Here is a 24,549-nt window from a genome sequence, read left to right as displayed (position 1 = left end):
CCTTAGTGTGGCGGGAGAGGGGGCACGTGGTGGCGATTGCCCTGGCTGGGTGCGTACCGCCATGACTGAGCAGTTCACCGCTCAGTACGGCGAGGCGTTGTGGCCATCCCAGTGCCTCGAATGCTCCCGCAATAAATCGGGAGCCTGCAACAGTACTTTTCTTTTTAGTTTATTTTTTGAAGAGGTCGTTGATTAATATGCCGATTACCAATCAATCTGTGAAGGCTCTTGATCGCGAGTTCGTGTTCCACTCGTGGTCGATTCAGGGAGCACTCAACCCTTTAGTTATCGCAGGTGGCGAGGGCTCAACGGTATGGGACTATGAAGGCAATCGTTACCTGGATTTCTCCAGTCAGCTCGTCAATACCAACCTCGGTCACCAGCACCCGGCAGTCATCGCGGCGATTCAGGAGCAAGCGGCCACTCTGACCACCGTTGCACCATCGACTGCAAACCTTATGCGAGGCGAGGCCGCCAAGCGCATCATCGAGCAGGCACCTGAAGGCTTTAAGAAAGTTTTTTTCACGAACGGTGGTGCCGATGCCAATGAAAACGCGATCCGTATGGCCCGACTCTTCACCGGGCGCGATAAGGTGTTGTCATCCTACCGCTCCTATCACGGCAATACCGGTTCCGCGATTGTTGCTACGGGTGACCCACGTCGCGTGCCGAATGAGTACGCACGTGGCCACGTTCACTTCTTCACGCCTTATCTCTATCGCAGCGAGTTCAACGCGCAGACTGAGGTCGAAGAGACAGAACGTGCGCTTCGGCATCTGCGCCGAGTGATCGAGAGCGAAGGTTCGAGTTCAATCGCAGCAATCCTTCTCGAAAGTCTGCCTGGCACGGCCGGTATTCTGATGCCATCCGCTTCCTATATGCAGGGTGTTCGCGAACTAGCGAATGAATTCGGCATATTGCTCATCCTGGATGAAGTAATGTCCGGTTTTGGTAGGACGGGCAAGTGGTTCGCCCTGGAGCATTATAGTGTTGTGCCTGATCTCATCACGTTCGCCAAGGGTGTGAACTCTGGGTATGTCCCAGTCGGCGGCGTAGTTATCTCCGAGCCGCTGTGTGCTTATTTCGAAACGCGCTACTTCCCTGGGGGCCTGACCTACTCTGGGCACCCGCTTGCCATGGCCTCGATTGTCGCCGCGATTGATGCGATGCGTAAGGAAGGGGTTGTAGAAAACGCTTCGGACATCGGCACCAATTGCCTAGGGCCGCGTCTGCGTGACCTACAGCAACGTCATGCATCGATCGGTGAGGTACGTGGTGCTGGTGTGTTCTGGGCTCTGGAGTTTGTTAGCGATAAAGAAAGTCGCGCACCGCTGCCTGCACAAACGATGCAGGTGCTCAAAGTAAAGTTGATGGAGCGTGGTCTGTTGCCGTTTGTAGTCGAGAACCGCATTCATGTGGTCCCTCCATGCATCATCAGTGCTGAAGAAGTTGAAGCGGGTATTGCCATTCTGGATGAAGTGATCGGTTCGGTGCTTGGCTAATCCGGTTACCCCGCTCTGGCCGAAACGCACCGGCCATGAAGCTGCGCATTTCGCCTTCCCGAGCAATAGCAAGGCTGGCACCTAGTTCGAGTGACAACGTCATCACTGGTCAGACGGGATTTGAGATGGCGCTGTTGCTCGCACCCGTAGAGTTCTACGGTTTACCCGCTAGCCTTTTTTGTTAGCGGGCTCCTCACCAGGAACCCTTCGTCTAAAGCTTTGGCTTAAGACCTGGCCGCTACCACACTGGCGGCCTTTTTTTGCGCCGGTTTTAGCGAATCAAGCCTGCCTCTTCGAGAGCTAGGGCTTGCATTCCTTAGGTAATCGCATCGTTCTGCAAGAATAAAAACCCAGAGAGCATCAATGAATATCAAGCAAAAGTTGACTTGGGCCTTCGCTATGATTGCTAGCTTGCCCATTATCCTGGTGGCTATTCTGGTCATCTTCAATTTACGTGACAAAGCCAGGGAAAATTTCCTGGACAGCAGCAGTCGGGAAATCCATCAGGTCAGTAATGCGATGAGCATTTTTTTCCAGGGGATCGCTCAGAACGTCGACTTTCTGGCGACGCAATCCGAGGTGACCGGTACCGGCAGCAACCTGAACAAGTATCAGGAAACCCATACCCAAATCGTGAAGTTAGGTGATCAGGACCAGCGTGTGACCGAGTTGTTCGACCGTCTGGGTAAGACCCACCCCCATTACGCATACATCTCATATGGCGTCAACGATGGGGGCCATGTCTCCTGGCCTGCAGGGCAAATACTGTCCAATTACGACCCGCGCCAACGGCCCTGGTATCAGGAGGCAATGGCCAATCCTGGAAAGACCCAGCGCACCGCTCCATACTACTGGGCCGGCGACGACGCGGTGCTTGTCAGCACCGTGCGCACGGTGGCCAACCAGCTCGGCAACTTGGGGGGAGTGGTCAATATTGATGTTTCATTAAAAGGCCTCACCGAGATCGTCAAGCAAATCAAACTCGGCGAAAGTGGTTACTTGATTCTGATGGAAAACAACGGCAACGTGATGGTCGATCCGCGCGATGCCAGCCACAACTTCAAACAACTAGAGAGCTTTGGTGCGGGCTTTGCGGAACTGGCCAGAGCCGGTAAGGGATTGGTCGAGGTCTCGATCAATGGCGAACGCTACATGGCCAATGTCTATCCCGACGCGCGACTGGGTTGGACGTTCATCGGCCTGATCCAGCAGGGTGAGGTGATGCAGACCACCACCCGCCTGACCTGGCTGATTGGTACGCTAGCGCTCGTTCTTGCCCTCGTGTTTGCCGCGGTCGGCGTCAGCTTTGCCAAACTCATCGTGCGCCCGATCAACAGTGTCACCAGCGGCCTGGAGGATATCGCCCAGGGTGAAGGAGACCTGACTCGCGACCTGGAAGTACGCGGGCGTGACGAAACCGCGCATTTGGCCAGTTGGTTTAACCAGTTCCTCGGCACGATCCGCAGCCTGATCCAGCAGATTGGCATGGCCGCAGGCAAAATTCTTAGCACCTCGACCAACTCGACTCGTGTGTCAGGCGATATGGCGCAAGCAGCTAGCCGGCAGCGCCAAGCCGTGGATACGGTTTCCACCGCATTCCATGAAATGGTCACCACCGCTAACGAGGTGGCCCGTTCGTGCGGGCTAGCTGCCCAATCGGCCGATAACGGTCAGCAGCAGGCTCGTGAGGGCCAGCAGCAAATCGATGCCGCTGTGCAGAGTGTCGGTCTGCTCAGTCAGGAGATCGAGCAATCGGCGTTGTCGATTCAGCAATTGGAGCGTGACAGCAATTCCATCCAATCGATTCTTGGAACCATACGCTCAATTGCCGAGCAGACTAACTTGCTTGCTCTGAACGCTGCCATCGAAGCCGCACGGGCTGGTGACCAAGGTCGAGGGTTTGCCGTGGTTGCCGACGAAGTCCGTGCCCTAGCCAAACGTACTGCTGACTCCACCTCAGAAATTGATGGCTTGCTAGGAAACCTGGCCGGTCGCACGGCTCAAGTGGCCGAGCAAATGCACGCTAGCCTGGAAGTCTCAGTGCAATCGGTCAGCCGAATCGGTAGGGCGCGGGACAGCTTTGGGCTTATTCGCGAGTCGGTAGACATCATTCGCGACATGAATACCCAGATCGCCACGGCTGCCGAACAGCAGCATCAGGTAGCAGAGGAAATCCAGCAGCACATGAGCCAGATTCATGGGGATGCGCAATTGGTTGCTGAACTTGCTCAGTCCGCACGTCTGGATTCTGAAAGCCTAGCGAGCCTGTCCGGTGAGCTGGATTCGTTGGTCCGGCGTTTCCGCACTTAAGGCTCAATGGCAGTTCCGGCTCAACGTTTTGATGAGCCGGGACTGCTGCGGATCAGCGTTAACCAGCACCAGAGGCGAGGGCGAGAGCCCAACCTTTCGCTGACCCACAGGGTTCCATGAGCTGAAATATAGCGTGAGTTAAATTTGATTCTTCTGGCCTTAAGGTTCTATTTTATTCACGCAATATCCGTTGCCAGCCAAGGATCAAAGCCTCTATGCGATAAATTAAGTAACGAACATCTTGTCGATTACAAAAGATCATTGGGAGGGTTGTTGACAGGCCTCCGCTTAATTTTTATTCTGAATACAGACATGCACACAAAGTCGCATGCAGCTAAGCGTCCCACCTTTACTGCCAAAAACAACGATTATCAGTGAGGTCAAAATGGTTCGGTTAATCCCTAGTTCCGTCAAAGCTCTGTTTGTTGGCGCCGGTCTGTGCGGCGCCTTGATGGCTCAGTCCGCTGCACAGGCGGCCGAAGGCTCCATCTGGCAAGATGTGCAAAAGGCAGGAGTGCTTCGCTGTGGTGCTGCCGTGGCCGCCCCCTATGTCATGCGCAACGCCAGTTCTGGAGAGTACAGCGGCTATTTCGTCGATCTGTGTCGCGACTTTGGCGAGAAGGTCCTGAAGGTCAAGGTGACCTTTGTTGATACCAACTGGGACAATCTGGTCGCTGGGTTGCAGAGCAACAAATGGGATCTGGCCATGGCGCTCAATCAGACTCCGGAGCGGGCATTGGCAGTCGCTTTCACAGTACCCGCTACCGACTATCAAGTGTCGCTGCTGGTGAACAAGGACAACCCCAAGTTTGCTGACGCCAAGGACGATGTCAGTGCCCTCGACAAGCCTGAAGTGACGTTTGCCGTGATGTCTGGTACTGCGCAAGACAAGGCTATTTCTTCAATTGTGCGTAACGGCAAAATCATGCGTCTACCGGGCATGGATGAAGCCCGTTTGGCTGTGATGTCCAAGCGTGCTGACGTATTGGTAGACGCCAGCGATACCAATCACCTTTTCGCCCTGGCCAACCCGGATTGGACACGGGAAATTTTGCCTAAACCAGCATTGGCCAAGCAGGGTGTTTCATTCGGCGTGCGTAGAGATATCTCACCGGCAGATCTGCAAGTGCTGAATATTTACCTGACGCAGCGGCGTGAAACTGGCGACATCCAGAAGCTGGTGGACAAAGCTTCGATCGAAGCCAACGCTGAGAAGAAATAAAGCCCATCCAGGCATGCCTTCTGTCTCTGCGGTCAGAGGGCATGTCCCGATTTAATTCGAGCGAAGGTAAGCACAGATGAGTGACGCTACACGTCCCCTCGCCGGACAAACCATCCTGGTTACAGGTGGCTCTGGCGGTATTGGCGCAGCAATCGTAGAGCGACTTGCCTCGGAAGGTGCTCGTCCGCTAATCCATTACAGCCGCGATGAGCAGGGAGCGCGGCGCCTGTTGGGCCTTATCGGCGGTAAAGGCTGGATCGTTCAGGGAGATCTGAGTAAGGAAACCGGGCCAGAGGATCTGTGGAAAGCTGCCTTGGAATTGGCCGGAGGCCGAATTCATGGCCTTATCAATAACGCTGGCATTCGCACTGAGACTCCACTTGAAGCGCCCTCCTCGGAGTGGCGAGTCGCATGGCGCCGAGAGTTTCAGGTGAACTTTTTTGCTGCCGCCGACCTGGCTCGTGAGGCGGTCATACATTTTCGTACCAACGGTGGCGGGCGGATTATAAATATGGCGAGCCGGGCAGCTCAGCGCGGCTATGCCGCTGATGCACTGCCATACGGTACGAGTAAAGCGGCGCTGATCAACCTCACCAAGTCGCTGGCGCGTAGCGTGGCGGGCGAGGGCATTGTCGCTGTGGCGATTGCGCCGGGCTGGGTACGCACAGACATGGCGGAGCAATTTGTAGCTCAACATGGTGAAGCGGCGGCGGTATCTGATATACCGGTCGGGCGCATGGCCAACCCATCTGAGATTGCCGAGTTGGTGGCGTTCACATTGCGGCCTTCTCAAGCTTCACTCAATGGTGCGACGTTGGACGTGAATGGCGGTAGCTACATCAGATAAAGCATCTAAGGCGCGTCCCAGGTTCGGTTTGATTCAGGCTGTAGAACTGACCGTTGTCCAGCCTGTTCCATACGCCGCTCCAGTTTTGGAGGGGCGCGCTTGTTACCGGGATCAGTTTTTTACGGGGCCAGACAGACGGCCCTGGCTGCTGACTCAAGCGTCCAGCCTGGGGACTCGGATTATGCCACGATCAGGGCCCAGGGGGATGACCGTCCGCGCTGGCGCTGAGGGCGTCAGGAGGTTAGCTGCATCGAGGCGGCTGGTGTGCTCTGCGGAAAGATCGAGCGACAGCGCGCCGAGGTTGTCGGTGAGCTGGGTCATTGAGCGTGGCCCGATGATCGGCACCGCCCCGTGGGTGGCTGCCCAGGCGATGGCGACCTGACCCGCACTGGTGCCGATCTCGTCCGCGATGGCAATAACGGTGTCGAGGATTTGCGTACGCTGGGCCGAATTCTCCGGCTGGAACACCCGGCCGCCCGAATCTTCGGCACGACCTTTCTTCCCTTGGCGGTACTTGCCCGTCAGCATGCCGCCGCCAGGGGCGACCAGGTGACAATACCAAGGCCCAGAGCGTGCGATGCCGGGAACAGGTCGGCTTCGCGGTCGCGATGAACCTCAAAATTCTCAACCGTCTTGAAAAAGAACGAGGCTATCGGTTGTGATGGCTGGTCGGAAGACTGATTGATTCCACAAGTAGTCCCGTATAAATATAGCGGCGATATGTAAGCGCTGCTAGCGGGCCGTTCGCGTGTAGAACGGCCAGCTAATTGGGTCATATTCGACCATAGTGCTGCAGCGCTATGGCACTTGGCTCGTCAATAATTCCACTGCATAGCGACCTCCAGGCTGCGCGGCTCCCCCAGGTAATATTGGGTGTTGTTCTGGTGGATGAAACGGGCGTAGACCTCGTCGGTCAGGTTACGTAGACGCGCGCTGAGCTGCACATGCTTGTCCCAGGTCGTGGGTCATGGACAGGGCGTAGACGGTGTACGAAGGCACCCACATGGTATTGGCGGTGTTGGCGTAGACCGACGATACGTAGCGGACGTCGGCCCCGACTTGCCAGTCCGGTCACTGCATAGACTTGTTCGTTGGACAATGACTGTGGCGCCTGGAAGGGCATGGCTCTGCGGATGTAGTCGAAAAGTGTCGTTGCATAGGGCCAATAGCTGCCGACTGTCTTGAGCGGTTTGTCAGTCGTCAGGGTTCCTTCGCCTCCCGCCAACGCAGGACCGACGCCGCCTTCGAGCTTCACGCCATGGCAACTGACGCAGCTGTTCATGTAGACCTTTTCCCCGTCCGCCACCGTCCCGCGCCCTGGAGGCAAAGCATTGCCGTCGGGCGCCACATCGATGTTCCAACTGGCGATCTGCGCTTCGGTAGCCTGAGTGCCCAAACCGTATTGGGATTGTGCTGAGGCATGGGTCAGCGCACAGGCGCAAAGCAAACCTATGAATAACGAACCACCTTTAAGCCCGTCCATTGGTCACCTCCCCACTGCTGGACACGCGCCACGGTTGCACCGAGTTGTTGTGGTAGAAGGAGACCTTGCCGCGTTCATCGATCAGCTGTTCCAGCATCGGCTGAACATATCCGGTCTCGTCGATGGCGCGGCTCATGATCATCAATTCTTGGCCGTTCCATTCGAAAGGAGCCCTGAAGGCGGTCACCCTATGCGATCACGGGGCATGATGGGCACGATATAACGGATCGCTGGGGCGAGGCGCTGATGCTGAAGGAACTGATGCGTGGTGTTTGGGATGAGTGCCAGGCGGGGCGCTGATCTGAGGCTGTGCCGAGCACTCTTGCACAGCCCCTTTGATCAGCCGCTCGATCAGGTGGGTATTAACCTCATCAGCCAACGGGTGTCCCTCGAGCCAACCCGGCAGGCAGTTGAGAAAACGCGTGATGACATGCCCGACGCTGAAGCTGTTTCTTGTGCACTTAAGGTATCGCTGAATACCGCGCGCAGAAACGCGTGTTCATAGCTGACGCGTTTGAGGGTGATGCGTTGCTTCTGAGCGGTGTCGAGGTAGGCAAAACCCTGTAATGCCAGTCGAAAATGCAGGGGCCGCTCACGGTGCAGGTGTAAGTGGGCGGCAATCAGGTCCGACAGTGGGCAGGTGCCAGCCGTTCGTTGCCGCACGGGCTGAACCAGCATGAGGAGTTCTTCGTAGAACTCTTCGATCAGGTCGAACAACAGGGCTTGTTTGCTGGGGAAATGGTTGTACAGCGAGCCAGGGGCGATACCCACGTGGCGAGCCAGTTCACGCATGCTGACCTGTCCGAATCCCTTGCTGACGAAAAGCTCCAGGGCCCGTTCTCGGATCATACCCACCGCGGGTTTCAGCTATAGACAGTCTTAAGCTCAATGCGGCCTTCGAAAAAATGATCCCCACCGATCACCCCTATGTACAGAACTATCTGCAAAACCGTAGTCAGTTGGGGGAGGGCGGCAACACCTTGCGGATTGCGATCGAGGCCAGGCAGGGCAGTATTTTCAATGCCGAATACCTGGAAACGGTCAAGAAGATCAACGACGAAGTGTTTTTGCTTCCCGGTGTCGACCGCTCCTACATGAAGTCCCTGTGGACGCCGGCCACGCGTTGGATCGGCGTGACCGAGGAAGGTTTCGATGGCGAGCCTGTCATATTACGATGGTTCAGCCAACAGCCTGGAACAGGTGCAGCAGAACATCGAACGGTCGGGCGAGGTGGGGCGGCTCGTGGCCTCCAACTTCAAGTCCAGCATCGTGCTCCTGCCGCTGCAGGAAAGCGCCTCGGATGACGGTACCCCGCTGGATTACAACGCACTGTCAAACCGACTTGAACAGATTCGAGCCAAGTACGAAAACCAGAACATACAGATTCACATCACCGGTTTCGCCAAGGTGGTGGGGGACTTGATGGACGGCATGCGACAGATGCAGCTGTTCTTCGCCGCGACCCTGGTGATCTGCGGGCTCGTGTTGTTCTGGTACACTCGTTGCGTACGCAGCACGGTGCTGGTGCTGCTGCGCTCGATCATCGCGGTGGTCTGGTTGCTGGGCTTGCTGCCGACCCTGGGGTTCGACCTGGACCCTTACTCCATCCTGGTGCCGTTCCTGGTGTTTGCCATCGGCTTGAGCCATGGCGCCCAGAAAATGAACGGCATCATGCAAGACATCGGGCGTGGTGCCGACAAGCTGGTGGCGGCGCGCTTCACCTTTCGCCGGCTGTTCTTGATCGGACTGATGGCGCTGGTGGCGGACGCCGTGGGCTTCGCGGTGTTGATGATCATCAAGATTCCAGTGATCCAGGACCTGGCCGTTACTGCGACGGTCGGCGTGCTGACGCTGATTTTTACCAACCTGATCCTGCTGCCGATCCTGTTTTCATACACCGGCGTGAGCAAAGTGGCGGCGCAAAGGGAAGCGGCCAACGACCGGTTTTCCAAACTGGACGCTCATCACGCCCGGCATCCGCTCTGGGCTTTCCTGGACCGCTTCACCGAACGCAAATGGGCCACCGGCGCGATCCTCATCGGTGTAGCGCTGGGTGCCGTGGGCTTTGCCATCAGCCTCCAGGTCAAGATCGGCGACCTCAATCCCGGAGCGCCGGAGTTGCGTCCCGAGTCGCGCTACAACACCGACAACCGCTTCATGGTCAGCAATTTCTCCGCCAGCAGCGACAAGTACGTGGTGATGGTCAAGACCCCGCAGTACTTCTGCGCCAATTACCAGGCGTTGGTAACGGTCGACGCCCTGGAAGCGCAGTTGCAGCAGTTGCCTGGCGTAGTGTCAACCACCTCCCTGGCGGCACTGAGCAAACAGGCCGCAGCCGGGATGAACGAGGGCAGCATGACCTGGTACGAGATACCGCGTAACCAGGGGCTATTGAACGCGATTATCACTCGTGCACCGCGGGAATTGTTCAACCAGAACTGCGACCTGCTGACTGTGTATGTCTACCTGATGGACCACAAGGCCGATACGCTCACCCGCGTGGTGCAGACGGTTGAACAGTTCGCTGCAAGCCATGACAGCGATCAGATTCAGTTCCTGAACGCGGCGGGTAACGCCGGTATCGAAGCGGCCACCAACATCGTCGTGAAGCGTTCGAACGTGCAGATGTTGTTCATGGTGTATGCAGCGGTCATGCCCTGTGTTTCATCACGTTCAGGTCCTGGCGAGCCGTGGTCTGTACGGTGTTGCCGTTGATGCTCACGTCCGTGCTGTGCGAGGCCTTGATGGTGGGGCTCAACATCGGTGTAAAAGTGGCGACGCTGCCAGTGATCTCCTTGGGGGTGGGAATCGGTGTGGATTACGCGCTCTACATCCTCAGTGTGACGCTTGCCAACCTACGCAACGGTTCAAGCCTGTCGGATGCCTATTACCTGGCGTTGTTGTCCACCGGCAAGGTGGTGGTGATGACCGGGATTACCTTGGGCGTGGCCGTGACCACCTGGGTGCTGTCGCCGATCAAGTTCCAGGCCGACATGGGCATTTTGCTGCGCTTCATGTTCGTCTGGAACATGGTGGGAGCGTTGTTCCTGGTGCCCGCGCTCGCGCATTTTCTCCTCAAGCCCAAGCCACAACCCGTGAGTATTTAAATGACTGTAACGATAAATATCCTGGGCTTGTCCGGCAGCCTGCGTCGGCAGTCGGCACATACAGCGATCCTGCGTACGGTGGCCGAACGATTGCCTGAGCATGTCCGGTTGACGCTTCACGGATTGGACAATATCCCGCCGTATAACGAGGATGACGATGGCGCTCATGCCCCCCAGGCCGCGATCGCGTGGCGCACCGCCGTGGCGGCGGCCGATGGGGTATTGATCGGCTCGCCGGAATACAACCACGGTATGTCCGGCGTGTTGAAAAATGCGTTGGACTGGTTGTCCCGCCCTCATGGGAAATCGGTGCTGCTGGGGCTGTCCGGTGTTGAGTTTCACTGCCTCGCCGACGTTCACGGGTGGGGTGCGCGCGCATCAACAGCTCAATGAAACCCTCTGGGCGATCCAGGCGGTGCAGGTTGTCTACCCGCAGATCGTGATTGGTAATGTGACCAGCAAAATAGATCAGGGGCAGCTACGGGATGAAACAGCTCGGGCTTTTTTATTGGGTGGAGTTGGCGTGTTGATCACGCAGATTACTAACGCACCTATGAGGGGAAGTTCACGTTGCTCTTGATGCCCGCTGGAAACCAGTCCAGAATTAAGTCCATTCCTGCTTCAGGAATAACGGAAACCCCTTATATTTCAATGAGTCGGACACCCGATACTAGTCTCGTTTCCCGCTCCAATTATTTTTCTATAGAGTTCCATTGAAGTCTGTAGAAACCAAAAAAAGAGGCTTCGGCCTCTTTTTTTGTTCCAGTAAAGTCCATTCTGATACACCAATAGCCACGATTTTTTAGTACATTATTTAGTACATCAATTCGATGCTTGGTAAATCATTTTTTAGAGCTGCTTGACCCTCTGAAAGCCGTACAACACTCCTTCATTCATATGAGTGGAGTTAGTACGATGGTTCTTACAGTTACGGCGGTCCGACACGCCAGGCCTCGCGCCAAAAACTACACCCTTCCTGACTTTGACGGCCTTGCGCTTTTCGTGAATACGAAAGGTACCAAAAGCTGGCACTTCCGTTTTTCTTGGGCGGGTAAACAGCCTCGTATTTCGCTCGGTACTTATCCTGAAATAGGTCTACGCGATGCTCGCGCTCTGCGCGATATCGTCAGGGCGCTGGTCGCGAAGGGTCTCGATCCCCGCGATCAGCGACGCCTTGAGCGCAATGCCAAACGATGTGATGCAGATCTTCAGCCCTAGGGGGGTAAGGGCGGCACCGCCCGATCTGACGTCGCGGACTGCTGGGAATTCAAGCAGTGCTGAACTGGGTTGCCAACTCTTTCGGTCTACCATTGCTGGTCTTTAGCTCGCCCGCACACCGGAAAGCCAAGATCGTATCCTTAGACTTTTCGTCCCAGAACCACCGTGCTGATCGACGGCATGGCGTGCTTCCCTCAAACCTACCATGCATCCAGATGAATGGAGCTTAGGCTCGATCTAAGGTTATCAAGACTATGCTAGGATTAGATAGCGTAGATAACTGGTGAGGAGATTTCCATGAGCGTTACAGAGCAGTCGGGCGTTTCCACCTTGGTCGGTACGCCTAAGGAGGCTCGGGCTAGCTTAAGCCGCTCGCATGCGGACCGAGTATTGGTCGTGTCTTTCGATCAGGTCAACCTCAGTGTATTTGAGGCGTTGGCGGAAAACTTCGCCAATGTGGCTTCTTCGATGTACGAGGTGCTGCAGGAGCGTCAGGACCCGAAGTCGCTGGAGCGACTGGCCGAGGTGTTTGTGACACGTAAGCCGCCTTCGCCTCGCCTGCTCAAGGAAGCGGCAATGCTGGTCCAAGCCCGCAAAGCGGTGTTGGAAAGCGGTGATTGGCTGACCGCCGCGGACATCGCCCAGGTGGCCCAGTTGAGTACTAGAAACCCGAGTGCCCAGCCCAACAAATGGAAAAAGCAGGGGCAGATCTTTGCCATCAGTCACGGTGGGGTCGATTATTTCCCTGGTTACGGCTTGGATCCGGATGCGGGCTATCGGCCGTTCAAGGCACTGGCCAAAATCATTGAGGCTTTCGCTGGCCACAAGGACGGCTGGGGGATGGCTTACTGGTTTCGCTCCGATAATAGTTTTCTGGGCGGCAAAAGACCTCAGGACCTGTTGGCATCGGCGCCTGATCGGGTGATTGCTGCAGCACTGGATGAAATCCAAGGCATCGTCCATGGCTAAGCAGCGTACCGAGTCCAGTGAGGGTAGGGCGACGCCTCCCACGGATTTGGCGGCGTCCGTTACCCCAGTGCCTGCGGCTACGTTGCACGTCACTTTCACCGTGATCGCCAAAGGCGATGTGCTTCACCGTGTGCACCAGGATAAGTATCAGCCTGATCAATTCAATCCTGGTGTGCACGGCAACGCACGCTTCAGCCCGATCCAGGATGATCAGGGGCGGGCGATTCCCACCTTGTATGGCGGCACGACAGTCGATTGCGCCTTGATGGAGACCGTCTTCCACGACGTTCCCCATACGGCTGGGTTTAAGAGCTTCGACAAAGGCAAGCTGACTGGACAGGTGCATTCTGCCGTCCAGGTTAGCCAACCGCTGCACCTGGTTGATCTGTCCAGCGTGCCCCTGCGGAAACTGGGCATCACGCGCAAACAACTGATCGACACTGAGAAAGATCAATACCCTGCGACGCGCAAATGGGCCGAGGCAATCCACCGTCAGTGTCCAGATGCCCAAGGGCTGTCTTGGGTGTCGCGACAAGATGATTCGGCACGTGCGGTGGTGCTCTTTGATGACCGGATTCCTGACGGCGCACTCCATCCTCAGGAGGCGTCACGCAGCTTGACCGGCGACTCGAATGTGTTCGACACGGTGCTCAATCTGGCAGAGCGGGTTGGGGTCGTTATCATCGCGGGAAAAAGCTGAGTCAAAATGACCGAGCAGTGGCCCCTGGGATCCGCTCTCTGAGGCTGGAATTGCCATTCCTCAGTCATTAGATCTTGCTGAAGACGGCGGGCTTTGATGGGGGCATTGATGGATTCTTCCGTACAGGCTTGCGTAGCATCGACGGTCAACAAATAGGTCTTCTGTGCGTTCTAGGAGCGGACGGTGCTTGTCCTGGAACACGCAGCAATAACATGATGGCTGGCTACGTGCTGGCCTAAGATGCGGAGCTCGTTATGGACGTCAACCGGATGTTAAATGATGAACTGGTGAGCCGGCTGGAAGAGAAAATTCCAGCCATGGCGAAAGGCGCGATTAAGGCGGCCCATATCAATACGTTGGCGGCCGGACTCAGTGTGATGGAAATCAGGAATGGCATGCTCGTTGAAACAATGGCCGATGGTCAGCACAAGGTTATTCGAGTGGCCAAGCCCAAGCATAAGGTAGCTTCGGACAGGACTATCAAGGTGCGCCGCTTTTCATAACGAGCGGCGAGAGCGCCCGTATCTTTACGATTTCGCCGTGTAACGCGCGGGAGCACATTCGTCATGTCAGTCTTTGTGCTTTGAGCGAAAGGCAATCTGCTGGATGCCAAGGCGAGCCTGAGCGATGGCAATATTCCCGCAGCCAATGAGAGCCTCGGCGAGGTGAACACTGCGCTGCCGGAGATTGTCAACGAGATGGGTACTGAGTTCGGCGCAGACCTCAAGGCGCAAGTGGAGGAGGCGTGGCAGGTCCAGGAAGAAGCGTCCGAGATCTCCAAGGAGGCCAGCGAAAACTCCGAAGACACCGGCAACGGCGAAGAGGAGCCGTTCGAGGACACGACGATACCGGAGATCTGATCTACCGCATCTGACACGATGGTCGCGTGACTGCGGCCAGCGTGTGTTCATTCTGCGCAAGCGGTTGGCCTGCATCCTCACTGCCCTGCCTGTCCTCCGCGTTCATCGGGGCTCACTTTGCCGTTCATGGCCAGCGACAGCAAATCTGTCAAAGCCCAGTTCATCCGGGAGCGCTCCGAGCCCGGCGCCTCCATCATAAAACATCGCCGGGTCTATAGCCTCAATGCCAACCTCGTCCGCAGTTGGTGCTTTGGAATGCCTTGGAGAATCCCTTGCATTTTGGGTGCGGTAAAACATTTTGTAATATGTGTTCATACTTTGAGCTTTTTTGTTACATGCCAGCAATCTTTTTGACGTGTTTTTTTTAAACGCTGTGTTAGGTTGTTTTTGCCGTGACCGAGCGTCTTGTATATAGCTCTCTCGGGATTGTTCTTTTTTTATGGTTTGTGCTGACTGGCTTTAGTTCCGGTTGGCGTCGTTCGTTGCGCGAAGTCGATCAGGTTGCCCCCCCCTCAGTGTCTCAGGCGCGGAGTTGTAATGACTATGGAAGGTCAAAAGTTGAAGTTGTTGGTGTTTGGCGTGGACGGTGCTTCTTATGAAGTGCTCGGGCGTCTAATGGCTCGCGGCCTGTTGCCCAACTTCAGTGCGCTGCGTGAGCGTTCGTCTCATGGGGTTCTGCAATCGACTTTCCCACCGCATACCGCACCCGGTTGGGCCTCCATGTTTACAGGGGTTTCGCCGGGTTCGCATGGCATCTATCAGTTCTGGGCAACACAGTCCGAGGATTACCAGTTTCGTGCGATGAATGCCTCCGATTATGGCGGCGAGCCCAGTTGGCTGACCCTTGAACGACAGGGGCTGAAAGTGGGTGCCTACAATATACCGATGACGCACCCACCGGCCGATCTGGACGGCGGTTATATGATCAGTTGGCCATTGGCGAAGACATTGCGTTATACCTCGCCAGCTAATTTGGTGCATGAGTTGATGCAGGCGGGCCTGCATTATCATTCCGATATAGTGACTATGTATCGAGGGCAGTCGGATTATTGCGAACAGGCATCTAAATTTATTAAAGGGCGTGCGGATACCTGTTGTTTTCTGCAGCAAACCCGTCCTGTCGATGCATTGTTTGTGGTGTTTACCGAAGTTGATCGGGTCAGTCATTACTACTGGGGCGATCAAGCCTTGCCCAGTGCGGAAGTCGAGGCGTGCTACGTCAGTATCGATCAGGCCTTGGGCACGTTATTGGCCCTGGCCGATGAGAATACGTTGATTGTCGTGGCATCCGACCATGGCTTCGGTGTCTGTGACGTCGACTTCAGCGTGCACGAGTTTCTACAGCAGGAAGGCTTGCTCGCCACTCGGTATGAGCCGCTGGAGGAAGGTGCTGAGGCGGGCCATGATGACCCGGGTGTGCGCTCCTGGTTCGAAGCCCAGGGACGTTATCGACGCACCGTGGACTGGCCACACACGCAGTTCTATATGCCGACCCCGGGATGCTTTGGAGTCAATGCCAACCTCAAGGGGCGTGAGGCACATGGATGCCTTGATACCGAGTCGCTGCCAGCGGCCGAAGCGCAGCTGCGCCAAGCGTTGGCCAAGGTGCTCGATGAGCAGGGCCAGCCCTGGTTCTCCCTGGTCAAAAGTTCGGAGGTCTATGCCGGGCCGCGCCTGAGCGAGGCCCCTGACTACTTGTTGATTCCGAAAGATTTCAGTGTCATGCCCACGCCGTCCCTGAGTGGCAAGGTCTGGAACCCACCGGCGCAACATGGTGTGCACCGGCCCGATGGAATCGTGTTCATCAGCGGCTCCAACTTCCCCCGCAATGCGGGCCTGCAAGCGCGTATCGAAGATATCCACCCGACGATTCTGGCCCACCTGGGGTTAGTGGTTCCCGAGGGGCTGGAGGGTCACTGGCTGGTCGATCCGCCCCAGGCGCCCCGGCGCGAACCTGCCCGCCAGGGCAGCGGCCAACGGATGAGCCAGGAAGAGCAGCATTTCATGGACAAACAATTACAACAGATCGGGTACTTCTGATGGAAACCGTGCAGTTCTCCAATGCCGCCGGCGCGCTTATTCCGCTGGCTAACCTGGGTGATCCGATCGACGTCCCGGTCGCAAACCCGTTGCACTCCAGCGTCGACTTCCGCAGCCCCCAGCCGATGCGCGTGTGTTTCCCGGTGCTGCTCGATGGCGACCTGGTGATGAGTTCCGAGCATCTCGGGGTGAGCTACCTGGTATCGATCCTGCGTGACCTAGGAGCCGAATGTCGGGTGGTGGAGGTCAAGGCCATCCAGCACGGCGACGAACTGGCGATTGCCGAAGTCGTCGCGTTCAAGCCCGACCTCATTGGTTTCTCGCTGACCACGGTGACCGTCAGCCACGCCACGGCTTTCGGTTCTGCTTTACGCGCGGCATTGCCGGACAAAGTCGCATTCCTGGCCGGCGGTCCACTGGCGACGTTTCTCGGTTCCAAGCTGCTGAGCAATCCCAACTGGGGGTTCCTCGATGCCCTGGTGCGGGGTGAAGGTGATGTGCCGCTGGTGCGTTATGTGGAAGCTTTCTGGGCACATAAGGATTACTCCAGCGTGCCTAGCCTGAGTTGGCGCGAGGAGGGCGGGTTTGTGATCGACAATCCGATCGGCAAGCCCGTTCCCGAACTGGACATGTTGCCCGAGCCGGCCCGCGATCAGTTCGAACTCAATAGCGGAAAGCTGCCGTACCTGCGGCTGGCAACTACCCGTGGTTGCACGGCGCGGTGCACGTTCTGCAACGCGCCGCATGCGGGCAACAAGATCAACCCCGGCAAGCTCTGGCGTGCGCGCACACCGGACAACATTGTCGATGAAATCGAACGGCTTTATCACAAGTACAACTTCAACACTTTCGACTTCGTCGACTCGACGTTCGAAGACCCGGGTGGTGCACCGTTCGCCAAGCAGCGAATCGCCGACATCGCCCAAGGCGTGCTCGATCGCGACCTGAAGATTTATTACAACTGCTGCATGCAGGCCAAAAATTGGCATGTCGAAGATAAGCCCTTGCTGGACCTGCTCTACCGCTCCGGCCTGGAAAAAGTCCTGATTGGTATCGAGTCGGGCTCGCAGATCGGCCTGGATCGCTGGAAGAAGAAGTCGACCGTCGAAGACAACAAGCGGGCGATCGAACTGGTACGCGCTGCCGGCATCTACGTTGCGTTTGGCTTTATCGCCTATCACCCGTGGTCGACGTTCCAGGAAATCCGCGACAACAACACCTTCCTGCGTGAGTACATGGGCTACAACCTGCGCCGTTACACCGTGCGCCTGGAGTTGTATCCCGGCGCCGAGGCGGTTGAGACCTTGCGTGCCGAAGGCAAGCTGCATGACGACTTCGATGTCTCGCTCAACGCGTTGAGCTATGACTTCGAAGACCCGCGGGTACGCCAACTCTCGGCCATGACCGCCTTGCTCTATGGCGAAAAATACGCCTCGGAAATGGTCATCGAAAAAGAGCCGGCTGTATTCGAGTTCGAGACCTACGACATCGTCATGCACACCTTTATGTCGCGATTGCGCAGAGCAGTGCTGGACGACCCCAAAGGCCTGGCCATTCTTCAAGCAGGTGAGGCCAAGGCGGCCGAACTGCGCAAGGCCATGAGCGATTTCAATTACGCGTTGATCTCCGAAATGACCGACCTGGCTGAACTGGAAACGCTTACCGAGGCTTATGCCCACGACAAGCGCCCGCAGTTGGAGGTGTTTTACCGGACAAAACTCGCTGAGCTGCGCCAGGTGCAACTGGGTATCAGCATGCAGCTTCATCGCGCGGGTCTGAGCTTGCGTGATATCCAGTTCAGCAAAGGGGCCTGAACATGACAATCGGTGAACCGGTGAACTTCCTGGGCCATGGCCAGCTGCTTGGCAACGACCTGGTCATTAATGAAGACTCCTGCAACTTGGGGTGTACCTACTGCCTCACCGGGCAGAGCAATATGAAGTCGTCCCATGAAGGCAAGCTGATCTTCCAGCCGCCGACCCATGACGCCTACACCGAAGAGAGCGACCTGGGCAAGCGCCTGCACACCATCGTCGAGCGCGTCAATCGGACCTTCAGGCCGCCCATCCTGAAAATGACGGGCGGTGAAATCTTCATTATCAAGGGCATCATGACGTTCATCGAACGCATGTCGCCGCTGCATGAAGTGTTGATCGTACAGACCAACGGTTTGCCGCTCACCGCCGAGAAAATCAAGCGGCTGGCGGAGCTGGGCAATGTCGTCGTGCAGATTTCGCTCGATAGCAGCAATTACACGGGCAACAGCTACCGGGTTTTGTCGCCGCGTATCCACGAGATGATCATGGAGCGGATCGAGATGGTGCTGGAAGCAGGGTTGCCGCTGGAAATCTACGGCGTGTTGAACGACCGCAGTGCGCCCTACCTGCGTGAGTTCGTCCAATGGTGTGCACGTTTCAAGGAAAACCCTCCACAGTTATTTCCGTTTCCGGTGCGAGGGCCTGACAGCGAAACCTTCAAGCTACGACCGGACCAGTACCTGCACATTGATGAATTGTTCGAGCTGCGCGACCTCTACCCGGACGTGTTGCCACCCAAGGCGTACCTGGAGCGCCTGAGTTCGTTCTATCGCGATGGGGGGCGTAGCTGGCGTTGCCACCTGCCGCGCCTGGTGCTTTCCACGTTCAGTGACGGGGTGGTGACGCCGTGCCCGAATATCTGGTTCCACGACATGGGCAACCTGGTCGAGGGCGATTGGAACAAGGCCCTGGCGCCGGTGAATCGTTCGCCGTTCTATCAACTGCTGCTATCGGAACGCCCGCGCCTGGATGCGTGCAAAGGCTGCTTCACGCCTTGGGACACCCTGAGCCTGTATTTCGAAAGTGTCATCAGCCTGGATGAACTGTGTCGCGCACCGTCCTATGCGCCCCAGGCAGTCAGAACCCTGCTTGAGCAAGCCAAGGAGGCGTACCTGAATGGCGCATGAGTACCCAGTCGATGCTCAGTGCTTCGAGGCATTGTCCAGCGCATCACTGCTAGAACGATTACCGGTCGGTCAACGCAGCTCCTGGGGGCAACAGCTACGTGAGCTGGCACCCTGCGCCAATGGGCGGGTAATGCTGGTGTTCGACAGCAGCGTCGAACACGTTGCGCTGTTGTTGATGCTGCTGGAGCACGGGCTTTCGCCCCTGCTGGTGGCCAGTGATGCCACGGTGCACGAGATCAATCGCTACGGCGCACGCGGGGCGATTGCCCACAGCCTGTCGCTGGAGCATGGAGCGCTACGCGTGCTGAAGCTGGACGCCACGTCGGCGGGATCGGATGTGCAGGCCAGTGCGACGATGCGCCGAGGCATCTACCTGCTGACATCCGGAACCACGGGTGAGCCGTCCATCGTCTTCCGCGACCTGCAGAGCTGGCGCGACGAAGGTTTACGCTACTGCCACCTGCTGCAGTTGGGCCCGGAGCATCGGGTGCTGTTTGTCGCCCCCATCTGTCACGCGTATGCACTGGGTTGGCTGTGGGGTGCATTGCTGGCCGGTGCGCAGGTCGAGATCGTCAAGCCGACGGAACTGGCGGGCGCCCTTGCGGCCTTGCGTCAGCGTGCAACCCATTGCGTCGTCACACCGTTGCTGGCCTCGTTACTGGCACAACGGGCCGGGCAGGGCGGACGCGGCGGGCAGCTTGAGGTGGTGATGTCTGGTGCCGGTCCGGTGAGCGAATCGATTGAGCAGCAGTTCCAGCAGGCGTTCGGCATAGGTCTGTCGCGTAATTACGGCAGTACGGAAAGCGGGGCACTGTTCGGTGGCGTCGCGCCTTTGCCGCCGCTGTCCATTGGCTTTCCGTTGCCAGGTATACGTGTGCTGGACGAGCCCGTAGAAGGGCAGCCGTTCGCGCTCAAGGTCATGCTGGAGGACGGCCGCGTCTACGACACCGGTGATATCGCCGAGCGTACCCCTGAGGGGTACACCATCGTCGGCCGTGAGAGCAGCGCCATTCGCCGGGGCGAGCGTTGGGTTTCGGCGTTCGAGATCGAGTCGATCCTGGCCGGCCACGAAGACGTGATGGACTGCACGGTCCGAGCGGTCAAGTCCAAACAGGCCGGCAACGATTACATCTTTGCCTTCGTGGTCTGGCGGGCTGATCGGGCATGGGATGAGGCGCAATTGCGCGCGCACTGTCAGGCCTACCTGGCAAGTCATAAGGTGCCTGATCGCTTTGAGCGCACGGCACTGATCCCGAGGGGCGCCAGCGGCAAGGCGCTGCTGAGTCGACGCTATTACCCGGCTGACAATGCTGTGCTGCTTGAGGCCGCCCATGCCTATAAGCGTTCACAACTGCTGTTCGCGCTGTGGACCAGCGGCGCGCTGCAACTCAGTGCCCAGGGGTTGAATGTCGATCAGATCGCCCAGCGCAGCGGTTTGCACGCCACGACCTTGGCGGCGGCGTTCGATACGGCCCTGGCCAACGGCCTGGTTCACGAAGGCGCGGAGCAGCATGGCGATCCACGTCGGCTGGAAACGCTGGCACCGGTGCTCAACCTTGAAACCTTCAACAGCCAGGGCTGGAACCAACTGGATCAATTGTTGGCGGTATTGCAGCGCGGGCTGGACGCCCGCCCGTTTGAACAGACCGCCGACCAGTGGCAACTGCGCCAGTTGTACCAGCGAGCGGTGGCCGGCCCGGAAAAACACCTGGCGGCGCAACTGGCGTGGCGCAAGGTCTTGAATTACATGCCGGGTGCCTTGCGGTTACTGGATGTCAGCGCCACCGGTGCGGTTTATACCCAGGCCCTGCTCAGCAAACGGCGCCTCGACTGCCCCGCCAGCCAAGTGGTCCTGCTCGGTGGGCTGAACCCTCTCGACCTCGATATACCGGTGGATACCCATGACGCCCTGGACGCACTCGACGCGCGCCAGTTCGATGTCATCGTCCTTGACAACATCCTGCACCAGGCATGCGTGGCACAGGGGTTGTCCGGGCTGCTGGAGCGATTGGCGCACAACGGGCGACTGGTGATTGACGACATTTTTTTTAACGACCAAGCCTCCGCCACCGTCGGTGTCGACTGGTTGACCCATGGAGGCCATTTTTACCCGCGTCATGACGAGCTGGTCGGCGTGATGGCCGGCCTTGGGTTCAGCGCAAGCGAAGTGTCGCGCCCCGAATCGATGATTTTCCAATGCACGACGATATTTACCAGGAGCTGTGAGAAATGACTGATACCGATCGTTTGATCAACGTGTTCTCGGCCACCGTAGGCCGTCATTTGAGCCGCGAAGACCTGTCGGGAGGAAACCTCATCGCCAGTTTGGGGCTGAACTCCATCGACGCCTTGCAATTGCTGATCCAGGTGGAAACCGAGTTCGGCTTCTCCATCGAAGACAACGAGCTATCCATTGAGCTGGTGAACTCGCTGGAGCGCCTCGAAACCTTCGTCGCGCAAAAGCAGCAAGCCCAGGCAGTCTGATTGTCGTGACGCCTCAGCAAGCACTGCCGGCATCCGGCAGCGGGTGTGCAGCCGCCTGCCACGCCGACCGCAGCAATTGAATGATCGAGGAAATGTGTGTGAGCGACTCAAAACTGACTGAAGCGGTGTTTACCAACCGCCCTGGTACCCGCCACCAGTTGCCGTGGCTCAACCAGTTGAGCCGCCAGCGCCTGGCGGGCCCCGGGATGGAGAACAATCGTTGCCTGACCCAGGGCGAAGCCCCAGCGACGCTTTGCGTCCACGCCGGGACCTATGAGGACCCGATAACAGGCGCCGTGGGCACACCGGTGTTTCCCAGCACCACCTTTCGGTTCAGCCAAACTACCTACGAGTCGTTTCTAGAAGGTTACATCCGCGACATTCCGACCTACAGTCGCTACGGCAACCCCGGGCAATGGTCGGTGCAACTCAAAGTCGCGGCACTGGAAGGGGCGCAGAGTGCGCTAGTGCTGTCTTCGGGCATGGCTGCAATTGCATCCACGCTGTTCGCGCTGACCAATCGCAATGGCCATATCATTTCCTCCTATGACCTATATGGCGGCAGTTACAGCCTGCTGCATGCGGATATCAATCAGGCCGGGCGCTCGGTCAGCTACGTCGACCCACTGAACCTGGCGGATATTCGCCGAGCGATTCGCCCGGAAACGCAGATCATGTTCTTCGAGCTGCTTTCCAATCCACTGATGAAGGCCATCGATCTGGTGGCGATTGCAGCCCTGTGCAAGCAGGAGAACATCCTGTTGGTGGTTGACAATACCTTCCTCTCGCCAATCAGTTGTCGGCCGCTGGAGTGGGGCGCGGACATCGTGATTCATTCGGCCACCAAGTACCTCAACGGTCACAGCGATGCGACCTGTGGTGCGGTGGCGGGCAGCCGCAAGCTGGTTGATCGGGTATGGGCACAACTGCTGCGCTTTGGCGGTAGCCTCGATCCCTTCGTGTGTTTTTTGCTTGAACGCGGCATGAAGACCCTGGCCGTGCGCATGCAGGCGCACGCCAATGGCGCCCGGCAGGTGACGCGCTTTCTGGAGCAGCACCCGCGGGTCACTGCCCTGCACTCGGTGTATGCGCAGGATTACACCCATCGACAGTTGTTCGAGTACGCAGCGAAGACCACCTGCGGAATGCTCAGCTTTGAGGTCGAGGGCGGGGATGCGGCGGCGCTCGAACTGCTGGAGCGGCTCAAGCTGATTACCTCGGCGACCAGCCTGGGTGGTGTGGAGTCGTTGGTCAGTCTGCCTTTCAATACCTCCCACAGCGGGCTGACCAGCGAGCAGCAGAAGAAAATCGGGCTTAACCCCGGGCTGGTCCGGCTTTCTGTGGGCATCGAAGATCCGGATGATCTGTGCGCCGATCTGGAGCAGGCGCTGCATCAGGTTTATCAGGGAAGGAATGCGTCATGAGAAACGGAATGAACATCTCGGGCTTCAGCGAGATTGTCCACGAGATCCAGGAAGAGCCCGAACAGGCCATCTTCCGCTATGCGGCCTACGCACGCGCCGCCCCTGACGCCGGAGTGCTGGCCGGGGTGCATCCGGCGCTCATCGGTTTGCTCAAGGCCCCTCGCCATTTCGAGGTGCCGATAAGCCCTGAACCGGCCCTCAAGTCCTACGGCTTGCTGGACGTGGCAAGCCCACAGGAGCTCGCGCTGACGGCGTTGTCGGGATGTTTTCTGGTATCCGCCGTGTCCGGGTTTTCCGCACGGCGAACCACGGTCGATCACCTGTCGATGACCACCAGTGCCGCTCTGTTCCAGGCACAGGTTGGTGCACCTCAAGTGCGGTACCAGATTCGTTCGGGCACCGATAAGAAAATCGGCGAGGCGCTGGACGTGATTGAGGCCGTCAAGACCCATAGCCCCAACCACCAGACATTCGTTCAGTCCTTGGGGCTGTCGGCACGCCTGGCCGGACCTTCCGGCGCGCGACCGTGGGTGCGTTTCCCTGGGATCACGGCTTCTGCCGGCAACACACCTGTGCCAAGCCAGGCCTTATCGCTCGATTGCCAGTGGTTGTATGGGACCCAGTTGAGCAGCAATTTCCTACGTCAGGACCCAGAGGATCCACGTACCTTTCCAATCGACCAGCCCAAGCAATTGGCAGGCATCGATTGGGGGCCCAACCCCCAGGAATACCTGCTGATGGCGATCGCCGCCGATGTGTTGCTGCAACTGAGGGCTCATCACCCGCTGGCGAGCGCGGTACAGCTCAATGTGCGAGCGATGGTGGACATCCGCGGGATGTGCGAGGTCGCGCCGTCGCCTGTTCACCTGCAAGACATCGAGCTGCAGTTGCAGGTGGGCGAGTGCACCGCACAGCAGCTGGAGCAACTGGAGCAAGAACTGGCGCAGAGCATCGAATGTTCCACGGTGTGTGCACTGATTCGCCGACGTGTGGACTTTGAGTTTGAGATCGGCGCGCAACCGGTAGCGCCGTGAGCGAGCCGCGCAGAGGGTACCTATGAACGATTCGACGCTGTGTTTCTGCACCTTGGCGGTGACTGACCTGGTTGAGGCCGAGCGGTTTTACGTGGAGGTCCTGGGCACCATGGTCAGCCGACGGTTTGCGCCGACCCTGTGGATCAGCTTGGATGTGGATGAGCACAAGGGCGCCGGGTTCGGCTTGATCGAGGACGCTTCGATGCCCTGGCCGTCCAGCGCAACGATGCTGGATTTTCAGGTGGCTGACCTGGCGTCAACGTTTGCGCGGCTGCGCGAACAGGTGACGGTGATCGAGGCGCCGGTGCATACCCCGTGGGGAAGTTACAAGGCAACCATCCAGGACCCGTTCGGCAACCGCATCGGCCTGGTTCAGCGCAATTGAAATCTGGGTTCCAGGGGCTG

Annotated in this window: 19 protein-coding genes and 7 pseudogenes; 21 read left to right on the top strand and 5 right to left on the bottom strand. The window is 57.8% G+C overall.

Going from position 1 to position 24,549, the window contains the following annotated elements:
• Positions 1-197 precede the first annotated feature (197 nt).
• From ACE04F_RS03685 to ACE04F_RS03665, 5 genes and pseudogenes are all read left to right on the top strand, one after another.
• Positions 198-1,502 (top strand): aspartate aminotransferase family protein, encoded by a 1,305-nt coding sequence (locus ACE04F_RS03685; protein ID WP_434694767.1) that lies wholly within the window; start codon positions 198-200, stop codon positions 1,500-1,502.
• A gap of 363 nt (positions 1,503-1,865) precedes the next feature.
• Positions 1,866-2,954, top strand: a pseudogene (locus ACE04F_RS03680) (cache domain-containing protein); the annotation flags it as partial.
• Positions 2,955-2,987: 33 nt separating this feature from the next.
• Positions 2,988-3,812: a methyl-accepting chemotaxis protein gene (locus ACE04F_RS03675; RefSeq protein WP_434698000.1), complete on the top strand. Its 825-nt coding sequence runs from the start codon at positions 2,988-2,990 to the stop codon at positions 3,810-3,812.
• A gap of 328 nt (positions 3,813-4,140) precedes the next feature.
• Entirely contained in the window at positions 4,141-5,034 is an 894-nt protein-coding gene (locus ACE04F_RS03670) for a transporter substrate-binding domain-containing protein (RefSeq protein ID WP_486104922.1), read from the top strand.
• 76 nt (positions 5,035-5,110) lie between these two features.
• Positions 5,111-5,881 carry an SDR family NAD(P)-dependent oxidoreductase gene (locus ACE04F_RS03665; protein ID WP_434694764.1) on the top strand — a complete coding sequence of 257 codons (771 nt, stop codon included), beginning with the start codon at positions 5,111-5,113 and terminating at the stop codon, positions 5,879-5,881.
• Positions 5,882-6,034: 153 nt separating this feature from the next.
• Here the strand turns inward: ACE04F_RS03665 and ACE04F_RS03660 are convergent.
• The 4 genes and pseudogenes from ACE04F_RS03660 to ACE04F_RS03645 all read right to left on the bottom strand — a co-directional run.
• Positions 6,035-6,537 (bottom strand): annotated as a pseudogene (locus ACE04F_RS03660) (aldo/keto reductase); the annotation flags it as partial.
• A gap of 159 nt (positions 6,538-6,696) precedes the next feature.
• Positions 6,697-6,952: pseudogene (locus ACE04F_RS03655) on the bottom strand (TonB-dependent receptor domain-containing protein); the annotation flags it as partial.
• Between the two features lie 13 nt (positions 6,953-6,965).
• Positions 6,966-7,364: pseudogene (locus ACE04F_RS03650) on the bottom strand (c-type cytochrome); the annotation flags it as partial.
• A complete protein-coding gene (locus ACE04F_RS03645; RefSeq protein ID WP_434694763.1) occupies positions 7,351-7,500 on the bottom strand; it encodes a hypothetical protein in 150 nt (49 codons plus the stop codon). The pseudogene ACE04F_RS03650 and the gene ACE04F_RS03645, both read right to left, overlap by 14 nt.
• A 50-nt stretch (positions 7,501-7,550) precedes the next feature.
• Here ACE04F_RS03645 and ACE04F_RS03640 point away from each other — a divergent pair.
• A pseudogene (locus ACE04F_RS03640) lies at positions 7,551-7,664 on the top strand (sugar phosphate isomerase/epimerase); the annotation flags it as partial.
• Between the two features lie 51 nt (positions 7,665-7,715).
• On the opposite strand, the gene ACE04F_RS03635 reads toward ACE04F_RS03640, so the two are convergent.
• Complete coding sequence (locus ACE04F_RS03635) at positions 7,716-8,156, bottom strand: TetR/AcrR family transcriptional regulator (protein ID WP_434694762.1); 441 nt, start codon at positions 8,154-8,156, stop codon at positions 7,716-7,718.
• Positions 8,157-8,242: 86 nt separating this feature from the next.
• Between ACE04F_RS03635 and ACE04F_RS03630 the strand changes: the two are divergent.
• The 15 genes and pseudogenes from ACE04F_RS03630 to ACE04F_RS03560 all read left to right on the top strand — a co-directional run.
• A pseudogene (locus ACE04F_RS03630) lies at positions 8,243-10,471 on the top strand (efflux RND transporter permease subunit); the annotation flags it as partial.
• Positions 10,472-10,864 (top strand): NADPH-dependent FMN reductase, encoded by a 393-nt coding sequence (locus ACE04F_RS03625; protein WP_434694761.1) that lies wholly within the window; start codon positions 10,472-10,474, stop codon positions 10,862-10,864.
• Between the two features lie 522 nt (positions 10,865-11,386).
• Positions 11,387-11,653: pseudogene (locus ACE04F_RS03620) on the top strand (Arm DNA-binding domain-containing protein); the annotation flags it as partial.
• Between the two features lie 366 nt (positions 11,654-12,019).
• Positions 12,020-12,658, top strand: a complete 639-nt coding sequence (locus ACE04F_RS03615) for a hypothetical protein (protein ID WP_486104919.1) — start codon at positions 12,020-12,022, stop codon at positions 12,656-12,658.
• Positions 12,651-13,358, top strand: a complete 708-nt coding sequence (locus ACE04F_RS03610) for an RES family NAD+ phosphorylase (protein ID WP_486104917.1) — start codon at positions 12,651-12,653, stop codon at positions 13,356-13,358. The genes ACE04F_RS03615 and ACE04F_RS03610 overlap by 8 nt, the downstream gene beginning before the upstream one ends.
• A gap of 254 nt (positions 13,359-13,612) precedes the next feature.
• A complete protein-coding gene (locus tag ACE04F_RS03605) occupies positions 13,613-13,861 on the top strand; it encodes a hypothetical protein (protein WP_434694758.1) in 249 nt (82 codons plus the stop codon).
• 195 nt (positions 13,862-14,056) lie between these two features.
• The gene (locus ACE04F_RS03600; protein ID WP_486104915.1) at positions 14,057-14,218 is read left to right on the top strand and encodes a hypothetical protein; all 162 of its coding nucleotides are present in this window, start codon (positions 14,057-14,059) and stop codon (positions 14,216-14,218) included.
• Positions 14,219-14,788: 570 nt separating this feature from the next.
• Positions 14,789-16,258, top strand: a complete 1,470-nt coding sequence (locus tag ACE04F_RS03595; RefSeq protein ID WP_486104913.1) for an alkaline phosphatase family protein — start codon at positions 14,789-14,791, stop codon at positions 16,256-16,258.
• Entirely contained in the window at positions 16,258-18,072 is a 1,815-nt protein-coding gene (locus ACE04F_RS03590) for a B12-binding domain-containing radical SAM protein (RefSeq protein ID WP_106274336.1), read from the top strand. Before ACE04F_RS03595 ends, ACE04F_RS03590 begins: the two co-directional genes overlap by 1 nt.
• Positions 18,073-18,074: 2 nt before the next feature.
• Positions 18,075-19,202, top strand: a complete 1,128-nt coding sequence (locus ACE04F_RS03585; protein ID WP_434694755.1) for a radical SAM protein — start codon at positions 18,075-18,077, stop codon at positions 19,200-19,202.
• The gene (locus ACE04F_RS03580) at positions 19,192-21,435 is read left to right on the top strand and encodes an ANL family adenylate-forming protein (RefSeq protein ID WP_486104910.1); all 2,244 of its coding nucleotides are present in this window, start codon (positions 19,192-19,194) and stop codon (positions 21,433-21,435) included. The genes ACE04F_RS03585 and ACE04F_RS03580 overlap by 11 nt, the downstream gene beginning before the upstream one ends.
• Positions 21,432-21,686, top strand: a complete 255-nt coding sequence (locus ACE04F_RS03575; RefSeq protein WP_106274333.1) for an acyl carrier protein — start codon at positions 21,432-21,434, stop codon at positions 21,684-21,686. The genes ACE04F_RS03580 and ACE04F_RS03575 overlap by 4 nt, the downstream gene beginning before the upstream one ends.
• Before the next feature lie 98 nt (positions 21,687-21,784).
• The gene (locus ACE04F_RS03570) at positions 21,785-23,110 is read left to right on the top strand and encodes a trans-sulfuration enzyme family protein (RefSeq protein WP_434694750.1); all 1,326 of its coding nucleotides are present in this window, start codon (positions 21,785-21,787) and stop codon (positions 23,108-23,110) included.
• Complete coding sequence (locus ACE04F_RS03565; RefSeq protein ID WP_486104907.1) at positions 23,107-24,144, top strand: OsmC family protein; 1,038 nt, start codon at positions 23,107-23,109, stop codon at positions 24,142-24,144. Before ACE04F_RS03570 ends, ACE04F_RS03565 begins: the two co-directional genes overlap by 4 nt.
• A gap of 22 nt (positions 24,145-24,166) precedes the next feature.
• On the top strand, positions 24,167-24,529 hold the full coding sequence (locus ACE04F_RS03560; protein WP_434694748.1) for a VOC family protein: 363 nt from the start codon (positions 24,167-24,169) through the stop codon (positions 24,527-24,529).
• The last annotated feature ends 20 nt before the right edge of the window (positions 24,530-24,549 follow it).

The organism is Pseudomonas sp. AGC41 (genome assembly GCF_057334555.1).
Note: the sequence above shows the minus strand (reverse complement) of the source record. Positions and strands in the feature narration are given on the sequence as shown.

Coding starts and splice junctions, on each gene's coding strand:
- ACE04F_RS03685 (WP_434694767.1), top strand. CDS start 198: ATGCCGATTACCAATCAATCTGTGAAGGCTCTTGATCGCGAGTTCGTG.
- ACE04F_RS03675 (WP_434698000.1), top strand. CDS start 2,988: ATGGCCGCAGGCAAAATTCTTAGCACCTCGACCAACTCGACTCGTGTG.
- ACE04F_RS03670 (WP_486104922.1), top strand. CDS start 4,141: ATGCAGCTAAGCGTCCCACCTTTACTGCCAAAAACAACGATTATCAGT.
- ACE04F_RS03665 (WP_434694764.1), top strand. CDS start 5,111: ATGAGTGACGCTACACGTCCCCTCGCCGGACAAACCATCCTGGTTACA.
- ACE04F_RS03645 (WP_434694763.1), bottom strand. CDS start 7,500: ATGAGCCGCGCCATCGACGAGACCGGATATGTTCAGCCGATGCTGGAA.
- ACE04F_RS03635 (WP_434694762.1), bottom strand. CDS start 8,156: ATGCGTGAACTGGCTCGCCACGTGGGTATCGCCCCTGGCTCGCTGTAC.
- ACE04F_RS03625 (WP_434694761.1), top strand. CDS start 10,472: ATGACTGTAACGATAAATATCCTGGGCTTGTCCGGCAGCCTGCGTCGG.
- ACE04F_RS03610 (WP_486104917.1), top strand. CDS start 12,651: ATGGCTAAGCAGCGTACCGAGTCCAGTGAGGGTAGGGCGACGCCTCCC.
- ACE04F_RS03605 (WP_434694758.1), top strand. CDS start 13,613: ATGGACGTCAACCGGATGTTAAATGATGAACTGGTGAGCCGGCTGGAA.
- ACE04F_RS03600 (WP_486104915.1), top strand. CDS start 14,057: ATGGGTACTGAGTTCGGCGCAGACCTCAAGGCGCAAGTGGAGGAGGCG.
- ACE04F_RS03590 (WP_106274336.1), top strand. CDS start 16,258: ATGGAAACCGTGCAGTTCTCCAATGCCGCCGGCGCGCTTATTCCGCTG.
- ACE04F_RS03585 (WP_434694755.1), top strand. CDS start 18,075: ATGACAATCGGTGAACCGGTGAACTTCCTGGGCCATGGCCAGCTGCTT.
- ACE04F_RS03580 (WP_486104910.1), top strand. CDS start 19,192: ATGGCGCATGAGTACCCAGTCGATGCTCAGTGCTTCGAGGCATTGTCC.
- ACE04F_RS03575 (WP_106274333.1), top strand. CDS start 21,432: ATGACTGATACCGATCGTTTGATCAACGTGTTCTCGGCCACCGTAGGC.
- ACE04F_RS03565 (WP_486104907.1), top strand. CDS start 23,107: ATGAGAAACGGAATGAACATCTCGGGCTTCAGCGAGATTGTCCACGAG.
- ACE04F_RS03560 (WP_434694748.1), top strand. CDS start 24,167: ATGAACGATTCGACGCTGTGTTTCTGCACCTTGGCGGTGACTGACCTG.